The organism is Caenimonas sp. SL110, from assembly GCF_001044395.1.
In the GTDB taxonomy this organism is placed as follows: Bacteria; Pseudomonadota; Gammaproteobacteria; order Burkholderiales; family Burkholderiaceae_C; genus Ramlibacter.
On the sequence record NZ_JANU01000031.1, the window covers coordinates 279,125 to 295,235 of the forward strand.

Consider the following 16,111-nt stretch of genomic DNA (forward strand, 5'->3'; position numbering starts at 1 on the left):
TGCGGCCTGATCGATGAGCCACATCACCGAGCCCAGCCGCGACACACCGGTCCACGGTGAGTACGACGTCGTCGTGCTGGGCGGCGGGCCGGCTGGTATCGCCGCCGCTGTCGCTGCGTCACGCGCAGGCCGCTCGACGCTGCTGGTCGAGCGCTACGGCTTCCTGGGCGGAATGGGCACGGCGGCCGGTGTCACCAACTTCTGCGGCTTGCATGCCAATGTGCACGGCGAAATCCGGCAGGTGGTTCATGGCGTGGCCGATGACCTGCTCTCGCGCATCGACCGGCTCGGCGGCCTCAACACCCCACATGCGCTTTTCGGCAAAACGGTGGCGCAGGCGTACGACACCGCCGCCTACAAGATCGCTGCCGATGACCTGATGGAGTCGTCGGGCGTGCAGATGCTCTTTCACGCGCTGGCCGCTGGGGTTTCGATGGCCACGCCGAATGTCGTCGATGCGCTGTTCGTCGAGACCCGGTCGGGCCGTCGCGCCATCCGGGGACGCGCCTTCATCGATTGCTCGGGCGATGGCGACCTGGCCGCCTGGGCGGGCGCAAAGTACGAGCTGGGTGATGAGCACGGCAACATGCTGTATCCGTCCACGATGTTCCGGCTCAACGGCATCAACCCGCAGCGCGCGGGTAAGGCCTGGGAGATCATTCCCGGGCTCATGCTGCAGGCGCAGGCCGAGGGCCGCTACCGCTTCCCACGCAAGACGCCCATCGTGCGTCCGCAAAAAAGCGGCATCGAGTGGCGCGTGAATCTCACGCAACTGGCCAATGCGCAGGGCAACGCGATGAACGGCATCGACGCTGTCGAACTCAGCGAAGCCGAGATACTGGGGCGCAAGCAGATTGCGAGCGTGGCGGGCTTTTTGAAGGAAGTGCCCGGGTTCGAAAATTCATACATCGTCGACATCGCGCCGCAGGTCGGCATCCGTGAAACGCGACGCGTGCAGGGGCTCTACATGCTCACAGAATCGGACGTGCTCGACTGCGCGAGCTTCGACGACACGATTGGCGTCAACGGCTGGCCGCTGGAGCTGCACCTCAAAGGCGATGTGGAATTTCGCTGGCCGAAGATCCCCGAGAGCCGCGGCTTCAATCACCTGCCCTACCGGATGACCGTGCCGCCGGGTTTCGACAACCTGTGGGTTGCGGGGCGCTGCGCCTCGATGACGCACGAGGCGCAGTCGGCCGCTCGCGTGACGGGCGCCTGCTTCGTCATGGGCCAAGCTGCGGGAACAGCCGCGCATCTGGCCCTGGCTTCCGAGCAGAATGCAGCATCGGTTGACATAGCCGCGCTGCAGACGAAACTCGAAGCCGATGGTGCCTACCTGGGCAAGCAATGGAGACAGACATGAACGCACCCCACCCCGCCGCACTGGAGCGCGAGCAGCTCAACCGCGACATGGCGCCATTGAACCTCTCGCCGCTGTGGGAAGTTCTGCATGCGCTGGTGCCGCGCGAGCCGGCCACGCCTTGCCTGCCCGCGCACTGGAAGTACGGCGAGGTGCGCCCCTTCCTGATGCGGGCCGCTGAAGCGATCACTGCAGAAGAAGCGGTGCGGCGTGTGCTGATCCTGAAGAACCCGGGCCTGGGCGGGCAAGCCGCAATCACCCAGTCGCTCTTTGCAGGGCTGCAGCTCATCATGCCCGGCGAGGTGGCGCCCAGCCACCGTCACACCCAGAGCGCCCTGCGATTCATCGTCGAAGGCACGGGCGCCCACACTGCGGTGGACGGCGAGCGCACCAGCATGAAGCCGGGTGACTTCATCATCACGCCGAGCTGGACCTTTCACGACCATGGAAGCCAGGCGCAAGGGCCGGTGATCTGGCTCGATGGCCTGGACATTCCGATGATCCGGTTCTTCGATGCGGGCTTTTCCGAGAACGACGTGAACAAGTCGCAGGCCGTCACGCGCGCCGAAGGCAGCAGCATGGCGCGCTATGGCCACAACATGGCTCCGGTGCAACACGACGCACCGTTCGGCAAAACCTCACCGATCTTCAGCTATCCGTACGACCGCACGCGCGAAGCGCTGGAGCGCCTGGAGCGCGATGCGCCCATCGACGAATGGGACGGCGTGAAATTGCGCTACGTGAACCCGCTCACCGGCGGCGCGCCGATGCCCACGATGGCTACCTTCATGCAGAAGCTGCCGGCGGGGTTCGAAGGCAAGGGCTCGCGCCAGACCGATGGCGCCGTGTACAGCGTGGTCGAAGGCGAAGGCGTTGCCCTGATCGAACGCAACGGGCAATCGTGGCGCTTCGAGTTCGGCCCGCGCGACCATTTCGTGATTCCGTCATGGCACACTGCGCGGTTCTCATCGAAGCGCGGCTGTGTGCTTTTCAGTTTTTCGGATCGACCGGTGCACCAGGCACTGGGTATTCACAAGGAAGAAAGGTTGTCATGAGTTTTGTTTTTGAACCCAAGCCGCAGGCCAGCGTGGCCGTTGTCGGCACGCAAGACCGTTTTCCCATCCGCCGCATTTATTGCGTGGGCCGCAACTATGTGGAGCACGCCAAGGAGATGGGCTTCACCGGCCGCGAAGCGCCCTTCTTCTTCCTGAAGCCGTCCGACGCCGCAGTGCCGGTCGAAGCCGGCCAGACCGGATCGGTCGAATATCCCAGCCTGACGCACGACCTTCAGCACGAGATCGAACTCGTTGTCGCCATTGGCACCGGCGGCCGTCGCATCAAGGCCGCCGACACGCAAAAACATATCTTCGGCTACGGCGTCGGCCTGGACATGACGCGCCGCGACCTGCAGGGCGAGATGAAAAAGCAGGGTCGTCCCTGGTGCATCGGCAAGGCGTTCGAGCAATCAGCCCCCATCGGCCCGATCACGCCCGCGGCGCAAGCCGGTGACGTGGCCAACGCTGAGATTTTCCTGCAGGTCAACGGCAACGATCGCCAGCGCAGCAATGTCTCCAAGCTGATCTGGAACATCGGCGAAATCATCGAGCACCTGTCTGCCGCATGGGACCTGCAGCCGGGTGACCTGATCTATTCGGGCACGCCTGAAGGTGTCGCCGCAGTCGTTGCCGGCGATACGCTGACGGGCGGCGTTGCCGGGCTCACACCGCTGTCGATCAAGATCGCCGCCGCCAGCTGACCCCGAAAGAACCCGTTGCGCGTACTCGAAAACCTGGCCAAGTTCTCGGCCATCCTGGCGGGGGTGCTCCTGACGGGCATCACCTTCATGACATGCCTGAGCGTCCTGGGGCGCAACACCATCGGCACCACGCTGGTGGGCGACTTCGAGCTGACCGGCGTTGCCGCAGGCGCTGCCATCGCCCTGTTCATGCCCTGGTGCCAGATCCGGCGCGGCAACATCATCGTGGATTTCTTCACCGCCCGGGTCAGCGACCGAGCCAATGAGCGGCTCGACCGAATGGGCGCCTTGCTGCTGGGCCTGGCGATGGCCCTGCTCGCATGGCGCGCAACCCTGGGCGGCCTGAACGCCTGGGACACGAAGTCAGGAACGATGATGATCGGGTTTCCGGAGTGGATCGTCTACGCGGCCATGGTGCCGCCGCTGGTGCTCACCGCCGTGATCGGCATTGCGCAGTTCGCGCGCGGTTTTCCGCAGGTGGCCGAATGAGCCCATTGACGCTCGCCCTGCTCATTTTCGCGATCATGCTGGTGCTCATGGCGCTGCGCACGCCGATTGCCATCTCGATGTTCTTTGCCGGGTGCGTGGGCTACGTCATGCAGGCTGGCTGGCTGCCGCTCGCCAGTTTCCTGAACACGCAGGCCTTTGCGCGTTTTGCGAGCTACGACCTGTCCGTCATTCCGCTGTTCATCCTGATGGGCAACTTCGCCACGCAAGGCGGCATCTCCAAGGCCCTCTTTGAAGTCGCCAGCGTTGCCATGTCGCGCTTCAGGGGCGGCCTGGCGATGGCTGCGGTGCTCGCTTGCGCCGCCTTCGGCGCCATCTGCGGTTCGTCGGTTGCGACTGCTGCGACGATCACGTCTGTGGCCTTGCCGGAGATGAAGCGCCACGGTTATTCAGGCCGGCTGGCAACGGGCACGCTCGCTGCCGGCGGAACACTGGGCATCCTGATCCCGCCTTCGGTGCCGCTGGTGATCTACGCCATCCTGGCCGAGCAGAACATCGCCAAGCTGTTTGCCGCCGCAATGATCCCGGGGATCATTGCGATGGTCGGGTACATCATCGCCATCGCGATTTACGTGCGGGTGGTCCCGGGTCACGCGCCTGACCGCGCAGATGCCGCGCGGCTGACCTGGTCGTCGGTTGCGGGGGTCATTCCTATCGCCATCATTTTCCTGATCGTCTTTGGCGGGATTTACGGCGGTATCTTCACGCCCACCGAAGGCGCTGCGGTCGGTGCGGCGGCCACGTTCATCGCAGCGCTGTTGCGCCGCGAGATGACGATGGCAAAGTTCAGGCACTGCTTCTACGCCACGGCCGAAAGCTCCGCGATGATCTTCATGATCTTCATCGGCGCGGACCTGATGAATTCGGCCCTTGCGCTGACACAGGTTCCCAACCAGCTCGCTTCGGTTGTGGGCGGCTGGGGGCTGTCACCTGTCGCGGTGGTCTCGGCGATCCTGCTTTTCTACGTGGTGCTCGGCGCGGTGATGGACGAGCTGTCGATGATCCTGCTCACCATCCCGATCTTCTTTCCGATGGTGATGGGCCTGGACTTCGGCATGCCCAAGGAATCGGTTGCCATCTGGTTCGGCATCATGGTGCTCATGACCGTCGGATTCGGGCTGTTGGCACCGCCGGTCGGCTTGAACGTCTATGTCGTCAACGGCATGGCCAAGGATGTTCCGATCGCCGAAAGCTACCGGGGCGTCATGCCCTTCCTGATCAGCGACACGCTGCGCACATTGCTTTTGCTGTTCTTTCCGGGCATATCGCTGTGGCTCGTGAAATTCATCGGTTGAGGGAAAGCCCCGAAACCGCACGCACCCCCGGTGCGTTAAGTTAGGCACCAACAGGAGAAACAACCATGGTCCAGCGCCGCACCCTTTTGAAATCAACCGCCGCAGCGACGGTGCTGGGCGTGCCCGGCCTGTCTGGCATTGCCCAGCAAGCTGTCACGCTCAAGTTCCACACCTTCATGGCCCCGCAGTCGAATGTGTGGCTGACCATGCACAAGCCGTGGATGGACAAGGTCGAAAAAGAGTCGGGTGGGCGAATCAAGTTCGAAGGCTATCCCGCCATGCAGCTGGGCGGCACGCCGGTTCAGCTTTATGACCAGGCCAAGGATGGCGTTGTCGATATTTCGTGGACGCTGCCCGGCAACACCGCCGGCCGCTTCCCGCGCATCGAGGTGTTCGAGCTGCCGTTCATGATGAACAACGCCGAAGCCACGTCCAAGGCCTATTGGGAATATGTGCAGACGGTGGCCGTCGACGAGTTCAAGGACGTACAGGTCCTGGCCCTGCACGTGCACGGCCCCGGCATGTTCCACACCAAGGACAAGCTGGTCAAGACTGCCGACGACCTCAAGGGCATGAAGGTCCGCGGCCCGACCCGCCAGATCACCAAGATGCTCGGCTACGTGGGCGCTACGCCCGTGGGCATGCCGCTTCCAGCGATTCCGGATGCGCTCTCCAAAGGCACGATCGACGGTTGCGTGATTCCCTGGGAAGTGGTGCCTTCGGTCAAGGTGCATGAACTGACCAAATTCCACAGCGAGTTCGAGAACTCGGGCGGCGCGCTTTACACCACCACTTTCGTGATGGGCATGAACAAGGCGAAGTACGCATCGCTGGCACCCGACCTCAAGAAGATCATCGACAACAACTCGGGCATGGCCACGTCGGCCTGGCTCGGCAAGACCCAGCAGGGCAACGATCCCGTGGGCCGAAAGGCTGCCGAAGACCGCAAGAACACGATCTACCAGATCACCACGGCCGACGCGCAGGAGTTCAAGCGCAAGGCTCGCCTGGTGGAAGTCGAGTGGGTCGAAGACATGAACAAGCGCGGCCATGACGGCAAGAAACTGCTGGAGACCGCACGCGCGCTGATCGAAAAGCACGGTAAAGCCACGCCCGCCAAAAAATGAAGGCTATCCTTCCCCGTAAACTCGGGGAATGACTTTTCGCAGCGCGATCAAACACTGCAGGAACTGCGGTGCAGGTGTTGTCTACCGCGTGCCGGATGACGGCGATGTCCGCGAGCGGGCCGTGTGCCCCGCTTGCGACACCATCCACTATGAGAACCCGCTGAATGTCGTCGGCACCGTGCCCTATTGGGGCGACAAGGTGTTGCTGTGCAAGCGCAACATAGAACCACGCTGGGGCAAGTGGACCTTACCTGCGGGCTTCATGGAACTGAACGAGTCCACCTCGGAAGGCGCGGCTCGCGAGACCGACGAGGAAGCTGGCGCGAAGTTCGAAATGGAAGGCCTGCTTTCACTGCTGAGCGTGCCTCGCGTGGGGCAGGTTCACCTTTTTTACCTCGCCAGGCTGCTGAGCGATCAGTTCGATCCGGGTCATGAAACGATAGAAGCCCGCCTGTTCACAGAAGCCGAAATTCCCTGGGACGAGATTGCCTTTCGCACCGTCAAGGAGACGCTGGGCTTCTACTTCGAGGACCGCCGCCGGGGCAGCTTCGACGTGCACACAATGGACATCGTCTGAAACGGCCCTGACCGCCAGGCAAGGGCTCGCCTATTGGGGCCCCTGCCGGACCTTGCTTTCTTCGCGCAGCTTGATGTCTTCGCGCCGCTTGACGCAAAGCGGGTGATTGCGCGAGACGGCCTTGTCGCAATGCTCGGCCAGGCAGAACTCACGCGACACGAACATCTTGTCCTTGCATTGCTCCACCGGATTGGGACCGTTGAGAACCACGGCACCCGAAGCCACCCGGCTCTCTTCACGCATCGGCGCAGCAGGTGCCACCGGAAAGTTGCGTGGTGCTTCGTTGAGGGGGGTCGGGGTCACGATCCGCGGTTTGGGCGCGCTGGCCACCCGGCGCGCTGCGCTGGCTTTTGCCGCCGCCGCATTCGCTGCAGACGCAGCAGACGCAGCAACGGTTGCAGCAGACGCACTGGCGGGCAGAGCGACCGCCGCTGCAGGCGCGGGTGTGGTGACCGCCGCTGCAGGCGTGGTCACCGCAGCGACCGGTACATCGGCGGAAGCCCTGGAGGCGGCACTCGCAGCGGCCGCTACTTCGACAGGCGCGGTCTTCTTGCCGCTCATGAGGAAGGCAGCGATCGCAATGACCGCGACAGCGCCTATGCCGGCGATGACGGCCAGAGGTGGCTTTTTGCGCACTTGCGCAGTCACCCCTGCGCCCCGGTCCCTGCCCTCGCCCTCGCCCTTGTCCGCTTCCTTCTCCTGTTCTTTTTCCTTCTTCAGCGCCCGCTGCACTTTTGCGGCTGCTGCCGCCATCACAAGCGAGTCGGGCGCCGGGGCTTGAACCGACGCGCCGGTGGAGGTCGGCTCCGGGGACGCGGCAGGCGAAGCGGCTACCAACGCTGGAGAATCGTGCGGAGGCACCGGAAGTTGTGCAGGTGGCGAAGCAGCCTGGGCAAGCGAATCCGACCCGCCTTCAGGACTCCTGGGTTCGAACTGCGTGCTGGTGAAGTCTGTCTGGGCGAACGTGGACGACTCCGACGACGGGCCCAGGTCGCGCTCCGGCTGCGATCCAGTGGTTGCAGCGCCCGCTGTCGCAGGGGGTTGGGCGACAACCAGGGGTGCGGTGAACGTGCTCGGACGCATCCGGGTCGCATCGAGGTCCTGCTCGCTGCCGGGCAGGATTCCGCCGAGCACGGTCTGGTCGCCTGCGAGGGTCCCACCTGTCAGCTTGCGAAGCCGGCGTCGTGCAAGATCGGCATAGATGCCCGCCGGAAACCTGGAAAGAAAGCCCTCGAACTCTTCCGGATCGACCGAGTCCTTGATGTCTTTCCAGTAAACGAGTTCGACTTCCTGCGTCACCGTCGAGGGGCTGGTCAACACCGACCCGGTCGTCACCGATGGATTGATGTTCGACGGGCCCTCCTGGCGGCGACCGGGATCGGCAGGCGGGACGACCGTCGCGTCTTCGGCGCGGCGGATGGCCGACTGCAACGCGGAGGCAAAGTCGCGGGCTGTGGCAAAGCGCTCATCCCGATTTTTCGCAAGCGCGCGTGCGACCACGGCATCAATCGCCGGGGGAAGGCGGGCGTTGAACGAGCTCGGCGCTGCGGGCGTGTGACCGATGATCTGGTGAATGATCGAGAAGTCGTTGTCGCCATCGAAGGGACGCTTGTCCGTCAGCAGCTGGTAGAGCACCACGCCCACCGAAAACAGGTCTGCGCGGGCGTCGATCTTCTGGCCTTGCACCTGCTCGGGCGACATGTATTTGAGCGTGCCGACCATGCTGCCCTGCGTGCGCGTGGCCTCGCCCGAATCCTGGATGCGTGCCACGCCGAAGTCGGTGAGCTTGACGCGACCGCCCGGCTCGATCAGCAGGTTGGCTGGCTTGATGTCGCGGTGAACGATGCCCTGCTTGTGCGCGTAGTCGAGCGCGGACAGCAGGTCGCGGATCATCTTGAGCGACTGCTCCAGCGAGTAGCGAATGCCCTTGTCGAGGTGGTGCTTGAGGTCGTCGCCCTGGATGAACTCCATGACGAGAAACGCAATGTCGCCGTCCCGGTCGGAGTCGTAGACGCTGACGATGTTGGGGTGCTGCAACCGCGCTGCCGAGCGGGCTTCGGTGCGAAAGCGCGCCTCGTATTCGGCGGCGGCCTCTTCGGACAGGTTCTCGACCTTGACGGTCTTGATGGCGACGCGCCGATCGAGATTGGGGTCCTTGCCCTCGTACACGATTCCCATCGCGCCCTTGCCGAGAACGCGGATGAGGTCATATCGGCCAAGCTTTTTGAGACTCACGGGAACGGGCGCCCTGTAACGTGCGGAAACCGATTCTAGCCTTGCCCTTGCGCCAGCAACTTATCTCTCGCGAGGCGGTGTCTCCCGGCGGATACGCAGGCTTTCCCGCAGGTAGGCGTCGGTGAAGTAGCGGTCGAGCAAAAGCTGGGTCCACTTCGACATGTCCTCGCCCTGTTCACCGTAATACTTCGAAAACGCGTCCCAGGCCCGGACGCCTTCAAGAATTTTGGGTCCGCCGCCCAGCAGGCGCTCTTTCAGGGCCTCGGGCTCGAATTCCTTGAGCGTGCCGGCAATCGCGGCGCGGGTCGCTGACGAACTCGCGGTGTTGTGTGCGATCAGCTCGACGAACAGCTCGCGCAGCGCACGCTCCGGGTTGGCAAACCCGACGCCGGCGGCCCGCCCACCGAAGAGGTAACGCAACTTCGTCTCTTGCGGCCAGTCGCTCTTGAGGGGGTTGTTGTCCTTGGTCGCAACCATGGTGCGGTCGCCGGACCGCATCTCGTGCTTCACCCCGATCACACTGGAATGGAGCTCCATCACGCCCAGGACAAGTATTCGAACGAGGCGTCCTATGGTTTCGAGCTCGCCCTGGCTCAGGCTTCCGAGCGTCGATGGATCCAGGCCCAGGCCCTTGAAGATGGAAGAGACATCGCCTGCGGCCAGCTTGGTGGCATCCAGCGGGCCACCGCCATCCTGACCCGGGCCGAACGTGCTTTCGAAGCCCCATTCACCAAAGGGATCGTCTTCATTGGCCGACGACGCCATGGAAGCGCGCGGTGCAGACGCAACCGGCATCGTTGCGCCCGAACCCTCGCGATCGAACACCGCCCAGGGGTCGGCGTCAGGGGCCGGCTCTGGTTCGGGCTGCGTTGAAGCAGGCGTTGCGACCAGCCGGACATCCAGCGCGTAGTCCCCGACTTTCATGGTCTGGCCAAACGGCAGCACACCGCGAGCGCCCGGTGGGGCCTCGCCAAATGGCATCTCTACGCCATTGACCACCGACAGCACATGAAACACAAGCGTGTGGTTTTCGCACCAGACGGCCAGGTGGCGCCGCGACACATTGCGCTCCGGGTCAGGCAGGCAAATACCGCAATCTGCGTCGCGTCCGAGAACCAGCGGGTCCTGCCCGGCCTCCAGCGTGCGCACCACATCCAGGCCGGGGCCCGCGATGTGGATTTCAAGTGTCATGGATTGCGGTTCCTGTACTGCGACCGCGTAGGTCAGGCCTTGACGGAGAAATGCACGATGGTTGCCTCTTCGGCCTCGCGCTCGCATCCCAGCGAAATCTGCCCGTGACCGACGAGGTAACACTCGGTGCGCCTGAGGACCACCGGCTCGCTCTGGTTGCCGAAGTAGGCCCAGGTGCCGAAGCTCGATCCGTCGCCCAGCACGAAATGCCCACCCCGCCACTCGATGGTGGCGTGCACACGGGACACGCGCGAGTCGTTCACGGACAAGGATGCGGTTGCCGCTCGCCCGAGCGTGAATTTTTCGCCGCTGGTGTCGATCCGATGAGTCTGCCCGAGGGCCGACAGTTCCAGCGACGCATCCCTGAGCGCCTTGAACATCGAAACGCCCATGACAGTCGCATCAGCGTCGCGCTCGACCATCCACTGGACGCGATAGATCTCGGTGACTTCCTGCTTGCCACGCAAATACATCGGCCCCAGGCTGCGCAACTGGGACTGCATCTGATCCGTGAGGGCGACGCGAACGCGCTGCGTGGTGAGGATCTGCTCGGCACCTGCCAGGTCGGCCAGGCGCGCCGCACTGTTGACAGCATCGCCATAGCAATCGCCATCGATCTCCACGACGTCTCCGCTCTCGACACCCATCTGCATCTGGACCGGCTTGAGCGTGCCACCGGGATGAACCGGTTTCTCCTGCAATCGCTTCTGGATCGCGATGCAGGCCTCAATGGCGTCGGCCTCTTTGGGGAATACGACAAAGATGCCGTCGCCGAGCAACTTGACCACCCGCCCGTTGTGTTGCTCGAAAGTCCTGGAGAGAGCGCCTGTGAGCTGGGTCACGAAGCGGCCGGCCGTCTCATCGCCCAGGCGCTCGAAGATGCCCGTACTGCCGACCAGATCTGCAAAAACGACTGTTGCCACGATGTGTTCAGCGTCCCTGGTTGATGAAGTGAATTAGCGCCATTGGCCGCGATTTTATGCGGTGGGGCGCACATGACAACAAGCAGAGGTCACATGAAAAACAAAAGGGCCGACAGAAAACTGTCGGCCCTTTGAGGGAACTTCGGGTGACCTGAGGTCACTTTTGACGAATTGGTCGGCGTGAAAGGATTCGAACCTTCGACCCCTTGCACCCCATGCAAGTGCGCTACCAGGCTGCGCTACACGCCGAGCCTTGAATTATAGCGTGAGGCCTCAGTGCGTCGACGAGAGCAAGTCCCGAATCTCGAAGAGTTCCCTGCGCACGAGCATCAATTTCTGCGAGACACGATCGTCCTCATCGGCAACCGAGCTGTCTTCAAAGTCCTCGAAAGTGGAGTCTTCGACTTCGATGACCTCCACGCCTTCGAGCATGACCTCACCGGCACGTCGCTTGTCGCGCTCGCCCTGCACCAGTTCCTGCAGCTTGTTGCGTGCACCGCTGATGGTGAACCCCTGGTCGTACAGAAGATCGCGGATTCGGCGAATCATGAGCACCTCATGGTGCTGGTAATAGCGCCGGTTGCCGCGCCGCTTCATCGGACGCAGCTGCGTGAACTCCTGCTCCCAATACCGTAGCACGTGAGGCTTGACACCACACAGGTCGCTGACTTCACCGATGGTGAAGTAACGCTTTGCTGGTATGGACGGGAGGCTTTTCTCCATTGAAATCAATATCGTAGGAGGGAAAGCTGCTAGGTTACTCTAAGTCACGCACGCGTGCAAAGCGCACGCGCCGAAAGACGCATGCTTTCGCCGCAAGCGGTCATCGGCCAAGCGCTGGCTTCAGCCTTCGGACGGCCCATCGCCCTGGATCTGTTCCTTGAGCTTGTGGCTGGCGTGAAATGTGACGACGCGGCGAGCATCGATCGGAATCGCTTCGCCGGTTCGGGGATTGCGCCCGGGCCGGGGGGCTTTGGTGCGGATCTGGAAGTTGCCAAATCCGGATATTTTCACGTCGTTGCCTTCGACCAGGCTATCGGAAATCAGGTCGAAAAACGCATCGATCATGTCCTTGGATTCGCGCTTGTTCAAGCCAATCTGCTCGAACAGCAACTCGGCCAGCTGCGCCTTGGTCAGCGCTGGAGTCTCCAGGCTTTCAACTGCAAAGTCCATCAGGTCGTCCCGCGGCGTGTTGAGCGCGTCCATGTTGTCATCCCCTCAAACGCCCGCCGAGACGGACTGCAATCGCATCGACAACCGACTTCACCGCCGCATCGATCTGGTCGTCGGTCAGTGTGGCTTCGGCGCTGGAAAGCGTCAAGCGAACGGCAGCGCTTTTTTCATTCTCAGCGAGCCCACCACCACCCTGCTTGGGCTTGTACACATCGAAAAGGAATGCGTCCTGCAGGAGGCCCTGCGTCTGCGCCCCACGAGCGGCCGAAATGATGGCATCGTGCGTCACGTTGTCGCCGACGATCACGGCGATGTCGCGTTGGACCGGTTGAAACTTCGGCACGGGCGCGAACGCGGGTACCTCGCGATGTGCGACTGCCTCGAAGTCCAGTTCAAACAGCACAGGCGCGTGCGCCAGATCCCATTTCTGACGCCAGCGTGGGTGCAACTCACCGACGAAACCAATCTTCTTTCCGCTGAGGCTGACCTGCGCGCAACGGCCAGGGTGCATCGCAGGATGCGTCGCTGGCTCGAAGCTCGCCTTGAGGGGCGCGAGCAGGGCCTCGACATCGCCCTTGACGTCATAGAAGTCGGTGCCTGCAGCCTTGGTGCCCCACTGCAAGCCCGTGGCGTCTCCATAGGCGAGACCGGCCACAAGCACAGGCTGGTGCACGCCACGAACGGTGACGTCGCCCGTAGGCACGGACGAGTCGCGCACGAAGACGCGGCCGACTTCGAACAGCCGAACTCGCTCGGCCTTGCGGTCGAGGTTGAATTTCAGCGCCTGCATGAGCGAGCCCAGCAGCGAGGAGCGCATGACACCCATCTGGCTCGCGATCGGGTTGAGCAGCTTGATGGGATCGCTCTTGCCAGCCAGCTCGCGCTCCCAGCTTTCGTCGACGAAGCTGAAGTTGATCGTCTCCTGGTAGCCGCTGGCCGCCAGCAAACGACGCACCGCGAAACGCCCACGCCGGGACTCGGGCAGCATGCGCGCCGTGATCGGCGCGATCGGCGGCGTTGTCGGCAGATGCTCATATCCGACGATACGCACGACTTCCTCGATCAGGTCTTCCTCGATGGTGATGTCGAATCGATACGGTGGCGGCTTGACGGTGAGGACTCCATCGCGCGATGTGACGGGCAAACCCAATCGCTTCAATGCATCGAGGCACTGGGGCTCGGACAATGGCATGCCGATCACTTTTGCGGCTCGTGCGACGCGCAGGCTGACCGGCTTGCATTCGGGCAACGCCAGAACCTGATCGTCCATCGGACCGGCTTCCCCGCCACAAATGGCCTGGATCAGTCCCGTGATGTGCTCGATGTGTTCGACCGTCTGCGCGGGATCGACACCACGCTCGAAGCGGTGTCCTGCATCGGTGGAGAAGTTGTAGCGGCGCGAACGACCCTGGATGGCCTGGGGCCACCAGAAGGCGGCCTCCACATAGACATTGCGCGTGTCGTCGGACACTGCCGTGGCATCGCCACCCATGATGCCCGCGAGTGACTCGACCTGCTGGTCGTCGGCGATCACGCCGGTGGTCTCATCGACCGTGACCGTGTTGCCATTGAGCAGCTTGAGCGTTTCTCCCGCCCTGCCCCAGCGAACGTCGAGCGCTCCGTGAATCTTGTCCAGGTCGAAGATGTGCGATGGCCGCCCGAACTCGAACATCACGTAGTTGGAGATATCGACAAGGGCTGTGACGCTGCGCTGGCCGCACCGTGCAAGACGGTCCACCATCCACTGGGGAGTTTTTGCTTTCGTGTCGACATTGCGAACGATGCGGCCGGAAAAGCGGCCGCAGAGGTCGGGCGCAGCGACGTTGACCTTGAGCGTTGCGTCGTGCACCACGGCGGCAGCTTCGAAAGATGGCTGCTTGAGTGGCGCGCCCGTCAATGCCGACAGCTCTCGCGCCACGCCGTACACGCTCAGCGCGTGAGCGAGGTTGGGCGTGAGCTTGAGCGTGAAGATGGTGTCGTCCAGCGACAGAAGGTCACGAACTGGCGCGCCGACCTCTGCGTCGGCGGCGAGTTCAAGCAAGCCGCCGTGGTCTTCGCTCAGCTTGAGCTCGCGAGCCGAACACAGCATGCCCTGGCTCTCGACGCCGCGCAGTTTGCCCAGCTTGATCTGGAAAGGCTTGCCGTCATCACCAGGAGGCAATTCGGCGCCAACGAGCGCTGTGGGTACTTTGATGCCGACACGGGCATTCGGAGCGCCGCAGACGATGTTGAGCAAGGTGCCCTGCCCCACATCGACCTGGCACACCCGCAGGCGATCAGCATCAGGATGCTGCACGGCCTCTTTGATCTCTCCGACCACGACCTTGCTGAATGGCGGGGCGACCGGATGCAGTGCTTCCACCTCCAGACCGCCCATCGTGAGGGTATCGGCAAGCTGTTGGGTGGTGAGCGGCGGATTGCAGAATTCGCGCAGCCAGGACTCTGGAAATTGCATGGGTGTTCTATCGAAATCAGTTCAACGGAATTGGCGCAGGAAGCGAACATCGCCTTCGAAAAAGAGTCTCAGGTCGTTCACGCCGTAACGCAGCATGGCAAGCCGGTCGGCGCCCATGCCAAAGGCGAAACCGATAAAGCGCTCGGGGTCCAGCCCCATGTTGCGCACCACCTGCGGGTGGACCTGGCCGGAGCCTGCGACCTCGAGCCACTTGCCGGCCAGAGGGCCGCTTGCGAACTGGATATCGATCTCGGCGCTCGGCTCCGTGAACGGAAAGAAACTGGGGCGAAAACGCAGCGTCAGGTCATCCGACTCGAAGAACTTGCGGCAAAAGTCGGTGAAGATGACTTTCAGGTCCTTGAAGCTCACGTTTTCGCCGAGCCAGAGGCCTTCGCACTGGTGGAACATGGGCGAGTGCGTCGCATCGCTGTCCACGCGGTAGGTCCGCCCAGGAACAATGACGCGAATCTCGGGCAAGGTCTCGCCAGCTTTCACGCGCTGCGCAAATTTCTTGATGTGCGCATGCGCATAGCGCACCTGCATCGGGCTGGTGTGTGGGCGAAGGTTGTACGGGATACCGTCGTCGCCGTTGATGTCGACATAGAACGTGTCCTGCATCGACCGCGCAGGATGATTCGGCGGGTTATTGAGCGACGTGAAGCTGTGCCAGTCACTCTCGATTTCCGGTCCGTCGGTCACATCGAAACCCATGCTGGCAAAAATCTGCTCGATCCGCTCGATGGTGATGCTGACTGGATGCAGGCCCCCGGGTTCGCGGACTCGGCCGGGCAGCGTGACGTCGAGCGCTTCGGCCTTCAGCTGGATCTCCAGCTCGGCGTCTGCCAGCGCCTGACGGCGCTCATTGAGCGCGGCTTCGATCGCCTGCTTGGCCGAATTGATGGCAGCGCCACGCGTCTTTTTCTCGTCGACGGAGAGCGCAGCCATGCCCTTCATCAGCTCGGTGATGCGGCCCGCCTTGCCGGTGTACTGCGCCTTGGCGTTTTCCAGTTCAGCCGGCGTCGCCGCCTGTGCGAAGGCTTCGCGTGCACTGTCGACGATGGAATCGAGATCGGTTTTCGTAGTCATGAATAAAAAACAGGGCTAGAGCCTGATGGCCCTAGCCCTGTCCTTGTTGGTTGCACCGGACGCCGTGCACAACGCACAGCGCCCACCGTGAACTCAAGCAGCCAGCTTGGCCTTGACTTGCTCCACGATGCCCGCAAAAGCGGCCTTGTCGTGCACGGCGATATCGGCCAGGACCTTGCGGTCGATTTCGATACCAGCCTTGCGAATGCCATTGGCGAACTGGCTGTACGTCATGCCCAATTCACGCGCCGCGGCGTTGATACGGGCAATCCACAGCTGACGGAAAACGCGCTTCTTGGTGCGGCGATCGCGGTAGGCATATTGCCCCGCCTTCATCACCGCTTCTTTGGCGACGCGAAATACATTGCCGCGGCGACCGCGGAAACCCTTGGCGAGGGCGAGAACTTTCTTGTGGCGGGCGCGAGC

General features: G+C 62.9%; 15 protein-coding genes and 1 tRNA gene. 7 read left to right on the plus strand and 9 right to left on the minus strand.

Annotated elements, in window-relative coordinates:
* Window positions 1-13 precede the first annotated feature (13 nt).
* From AQ12_RS15790 to AQ12_RS15820, 7 genes are all read left to right on the plus strand, one after another.
* On the plus strand, window positions 14-1,363 hold the full coding sequence (locus tag AQ12_RS15790) for an FAD-dependent oxidoreductase (RefSeq protein ID WP_048440868.1): 1,350 nt from the start codon (window positions 14-16) through the stop codon (window positions 1,361-1,363).
* Window positions 1,360-2,415 carry a gentisate 1,2-dioxygenase gene (gtdA, locus tag AQ12_RS15795; RefSeq protein ID WP_048440869.1) on the plus strand — a complete coding sequence of 352 codons (1,056 nt, stop codon included), beginning with the start codon at window positions 1,360-1,362 and terminating at the stop codon, window positions 2,413-2,415. The genes AQ12_RS15790 and gtdA overlap by 4 nt, the downstream gene beginning before the upstream one ends.
* Window positions 2,412-3,116 (plus strand): fumarylacetoacetate hydrolase family protein, encoded by a 705-nt coding sequence (locus tag AQ12_RS15800; protein WP_048440870.1) that lies wholly within the window; start codon window positions 2,412-2,414, stop codon window positions 3,114-3,116. The genes gtdA and AQ12_RS15800 overlap by 4 nt, the downstream gene beginning before the upstream one ends.
* Window positions 3,117-3,131: 15 nt before the next feature.
* Window positions 3,132-3,605 carry a TRAP transporter small permease gene (locus AQ12_RS15805; protein ID WP_048440871.1) on the plus strand — a complete coding sequence of 158 codons (474 nt, stop codon included), beginning with the start codon at window positions 3,132-3,134 and terminating at the stop codon, window positions 3,603-3,605.
* Entirely contained in the window at window positions 3,602-4,918 is a 1,317-nt protein-coding gene (locus tag AQ12_RS15810) for a TRAP transporter large permease (protein WP_048440872.1), read from the plus strand. Before AQ12_RS15805 ends, AQ12_RS15810 begins: the two co-directional genes overlap by 4 nt.
* A 65-nt stretch (window positions 4,919-4,983) precedes the next feature.
* A complete protein-coding gene (locus tag AQ12_RS15815; RefSeq protein ID WP_048440873.1) occupies window positions 4,984-6,045 on the plus strand; it encodes a TRAP transporter substrate-binding protein in 1,062 nt (353 codons plus the stop codon).
* Between the two features lie 28 nt (window positions 6,046-6,073).
* A complete protein-coding gene (locus tag AQ12_RS15820; protein WP_048440874.1) occupies window positions 6,074-6,622 on the plus strand; it encodes an NUDIX hydrolase in 549 nt (182 codons plus the stop codon).
* Between the two features lie 30 nt (window positions 6,623-6,652).
* Here AQ12_RS15820 and AQ12_RS15825 read toward each other — a convergent pair whose 3' ends face one another.
* The 9 genes from AQ12_RS15825 to rplT all read right to left on the minus strand — a co-directional run.
* Window positions 6,653-8,857, minus strand: coding sequence for a serine/threonine-protein kinase (locus AQ12_RS15825; RefSeq protein WP_048440875.1), 2,205 nt, complete (start codon window positions 8,855-8,857; stop codon window positions 6,653-6,655).
* Window positions 8,858-8,917: 60 nt separating this feature from the next.
* Entirely contained in the window at window positions 8,918-10,048 is a 1,131-nt protein-coding gene (locus AQ12_RS15830) for a type VI secretion system-associated FHA domain protein (RefSeq protein ID WP_048440876.1), read from the minus strand.
* A 32-nt stretch (window positions 10,049-10,080) separates the two neighbouring features.
* Window positions 10,081-10,971, minus strand: coding sequence for an adenylate/guanylate cyclase domain-containing protein (locus AQ12_RS15835; protein WP_048440877.1), 891 nt, complete (start codon window positions 10,969-10,971; stop codon window positions 10,081-10,083).
* A gap of 172 nt (window positions 10,972-11,143) precedes the next feature.
* Window positions 11,144-11,220, minus strand: a tRNA-Pro gene (locus tag AQ12_RS15840).
* A gap of 24 nt (window positions 11,221-11,244) precedes the next feature.
* The gene (locus AQ12_RS15845; RefSeq protein ID WP_048440878.1) at window positions 11,245-11,694 is read right to left on the minus strand and encodes a MerR family transcriptional regulator; all 450 of its coding nucleotides are present in this window, start codon (window positions 11,692-11,694) and stop codon (window positions 11,245-11,247) included.
* A gap of 120 nt (window positions 11,695-11,814) precedes the next feature.
* Window positions 11,815-12,144, minus strand: a complete 330-nt coding sequence (locus tag AQ12_RS15850) for an integration host factor subunit alpha (RefSeq protein WP_048440923.1) — start codon at window positions 12,142-12,144, stop codon at window positions 11,815-11,817.
* A gap of 37 nt (window positions 12,145-12,181) precedes the next feature.
* Window positions 12,182-14,599 carry a phenylalanine--tRNA ligase subunit beta gene (gene pheT / locus AQ12_RS15855; protein ID WP_048440879.1) on the minus strand — a complete coding sequence of 806 codons (2,418 nt, stop codon included), beginning with the start codon at window positions 14,597-14,599 and terminating at the stop codon, window positions 12,182-12,184.
* A gap of 21 nt (window positions 14,600-14,620) precedes the next feature.
* Entirely contained in the window at window positions 14,621-15,685 is a 1,065-nt protein-coding gene (gene pheS, locus AQ12_RS15860; protein ID WP_048440880.1) for a phenylalanine--tRNA ligase subunit alpha, read from the minus strand.
* Window positions 15,686-15,778: 93 nt separating this feature from the next.
* On the minus strand, window positions 15,779-16,111 hold a 333-nt coding region (gene rplT / locus AQ12_RS15865; RefSeq protein ID WP_048440881.1), incomplete at its 5' end, for a 50S ribosomal protein L20.

Bases quoted from the DNA above. Each gene is read 5' to 3' on its own strand.
- pheT (WP_048440879.1), bottom strand. From the start codon at position 14,599: ATGCAATTTCCAGAGTCCTGGCTGCGCGAATTCTGCAATCCGCCGCTC.
- AQ12_RS15830 (WP_048440876.1), bottom strand. From the start codon at position 10,048: ATGACACTTGAAATCCACATCGCGGGCCCCGGCCTGGATGTGGTGCGC.
- AQ12_RS15815 (WP_048440873.1), top strand. From the start codon at position 4,984: ATGGTCCAGCGCCGCACCCTTTTGAAATCAACCGCCGCAGCGACGGTG.
- AQ12_RS15810 (WP_048440872.1), top strand. From the start codon at position 3,602: ATGAGCCCATTGACGCTCGCCCTGCTCATTTTCGCGATCATGCTGGTG.
- AQ12_RS15850 (WP_048440923.1), bottom strand. From the start codon at position 12,144: ATGGACTTTGCAGTTGAAAGCCTGGAGACTCCAGCGCTGACCAAGGCG.
- AQ12_RS15800 (WP_048440870.1), top strand. From the start codon at position 2,412: ATGAGTTTTGTTTTTGAACCCAAGCCGCAGGCCAGCGTGGCCGTTGTC.
- pheS (WP_048440880.1), bottom strand. From the start codon at position 15,685: ATGACTACGAAAACCGATCTCGATTCCATCGTCGACAGTGCACGCGAA.
- AQ12_RS15845 (WP_048440878.1), bottom strand. From the start codon at position 11,694: ATGGAGAAAAGCCTCCCGTCCATACCAGCAAAGCGTTACTTCACCATC.
- AQ12_RS15790 (WP_048440868.1), top strand. From the start codon at position 14: ATGAGCCACATCACCGAGCCCAGCCGCGACACACCGGTCCACGGTGAG.
- AQ12_RS15820 (WP_048440874.1), top strand. From the start codon at position 6,074: ATGACTTTTCGCAGCGCGATCAAACACTGCAGGAACTGCGGTGCAGGT.
- gtdA (WP_048440869.1), top strand. From the start codon at position 1,360: ATGAACGCACCCCACCCCGCCGCACTGGAGCGCGAGCAGCTCAACCGC.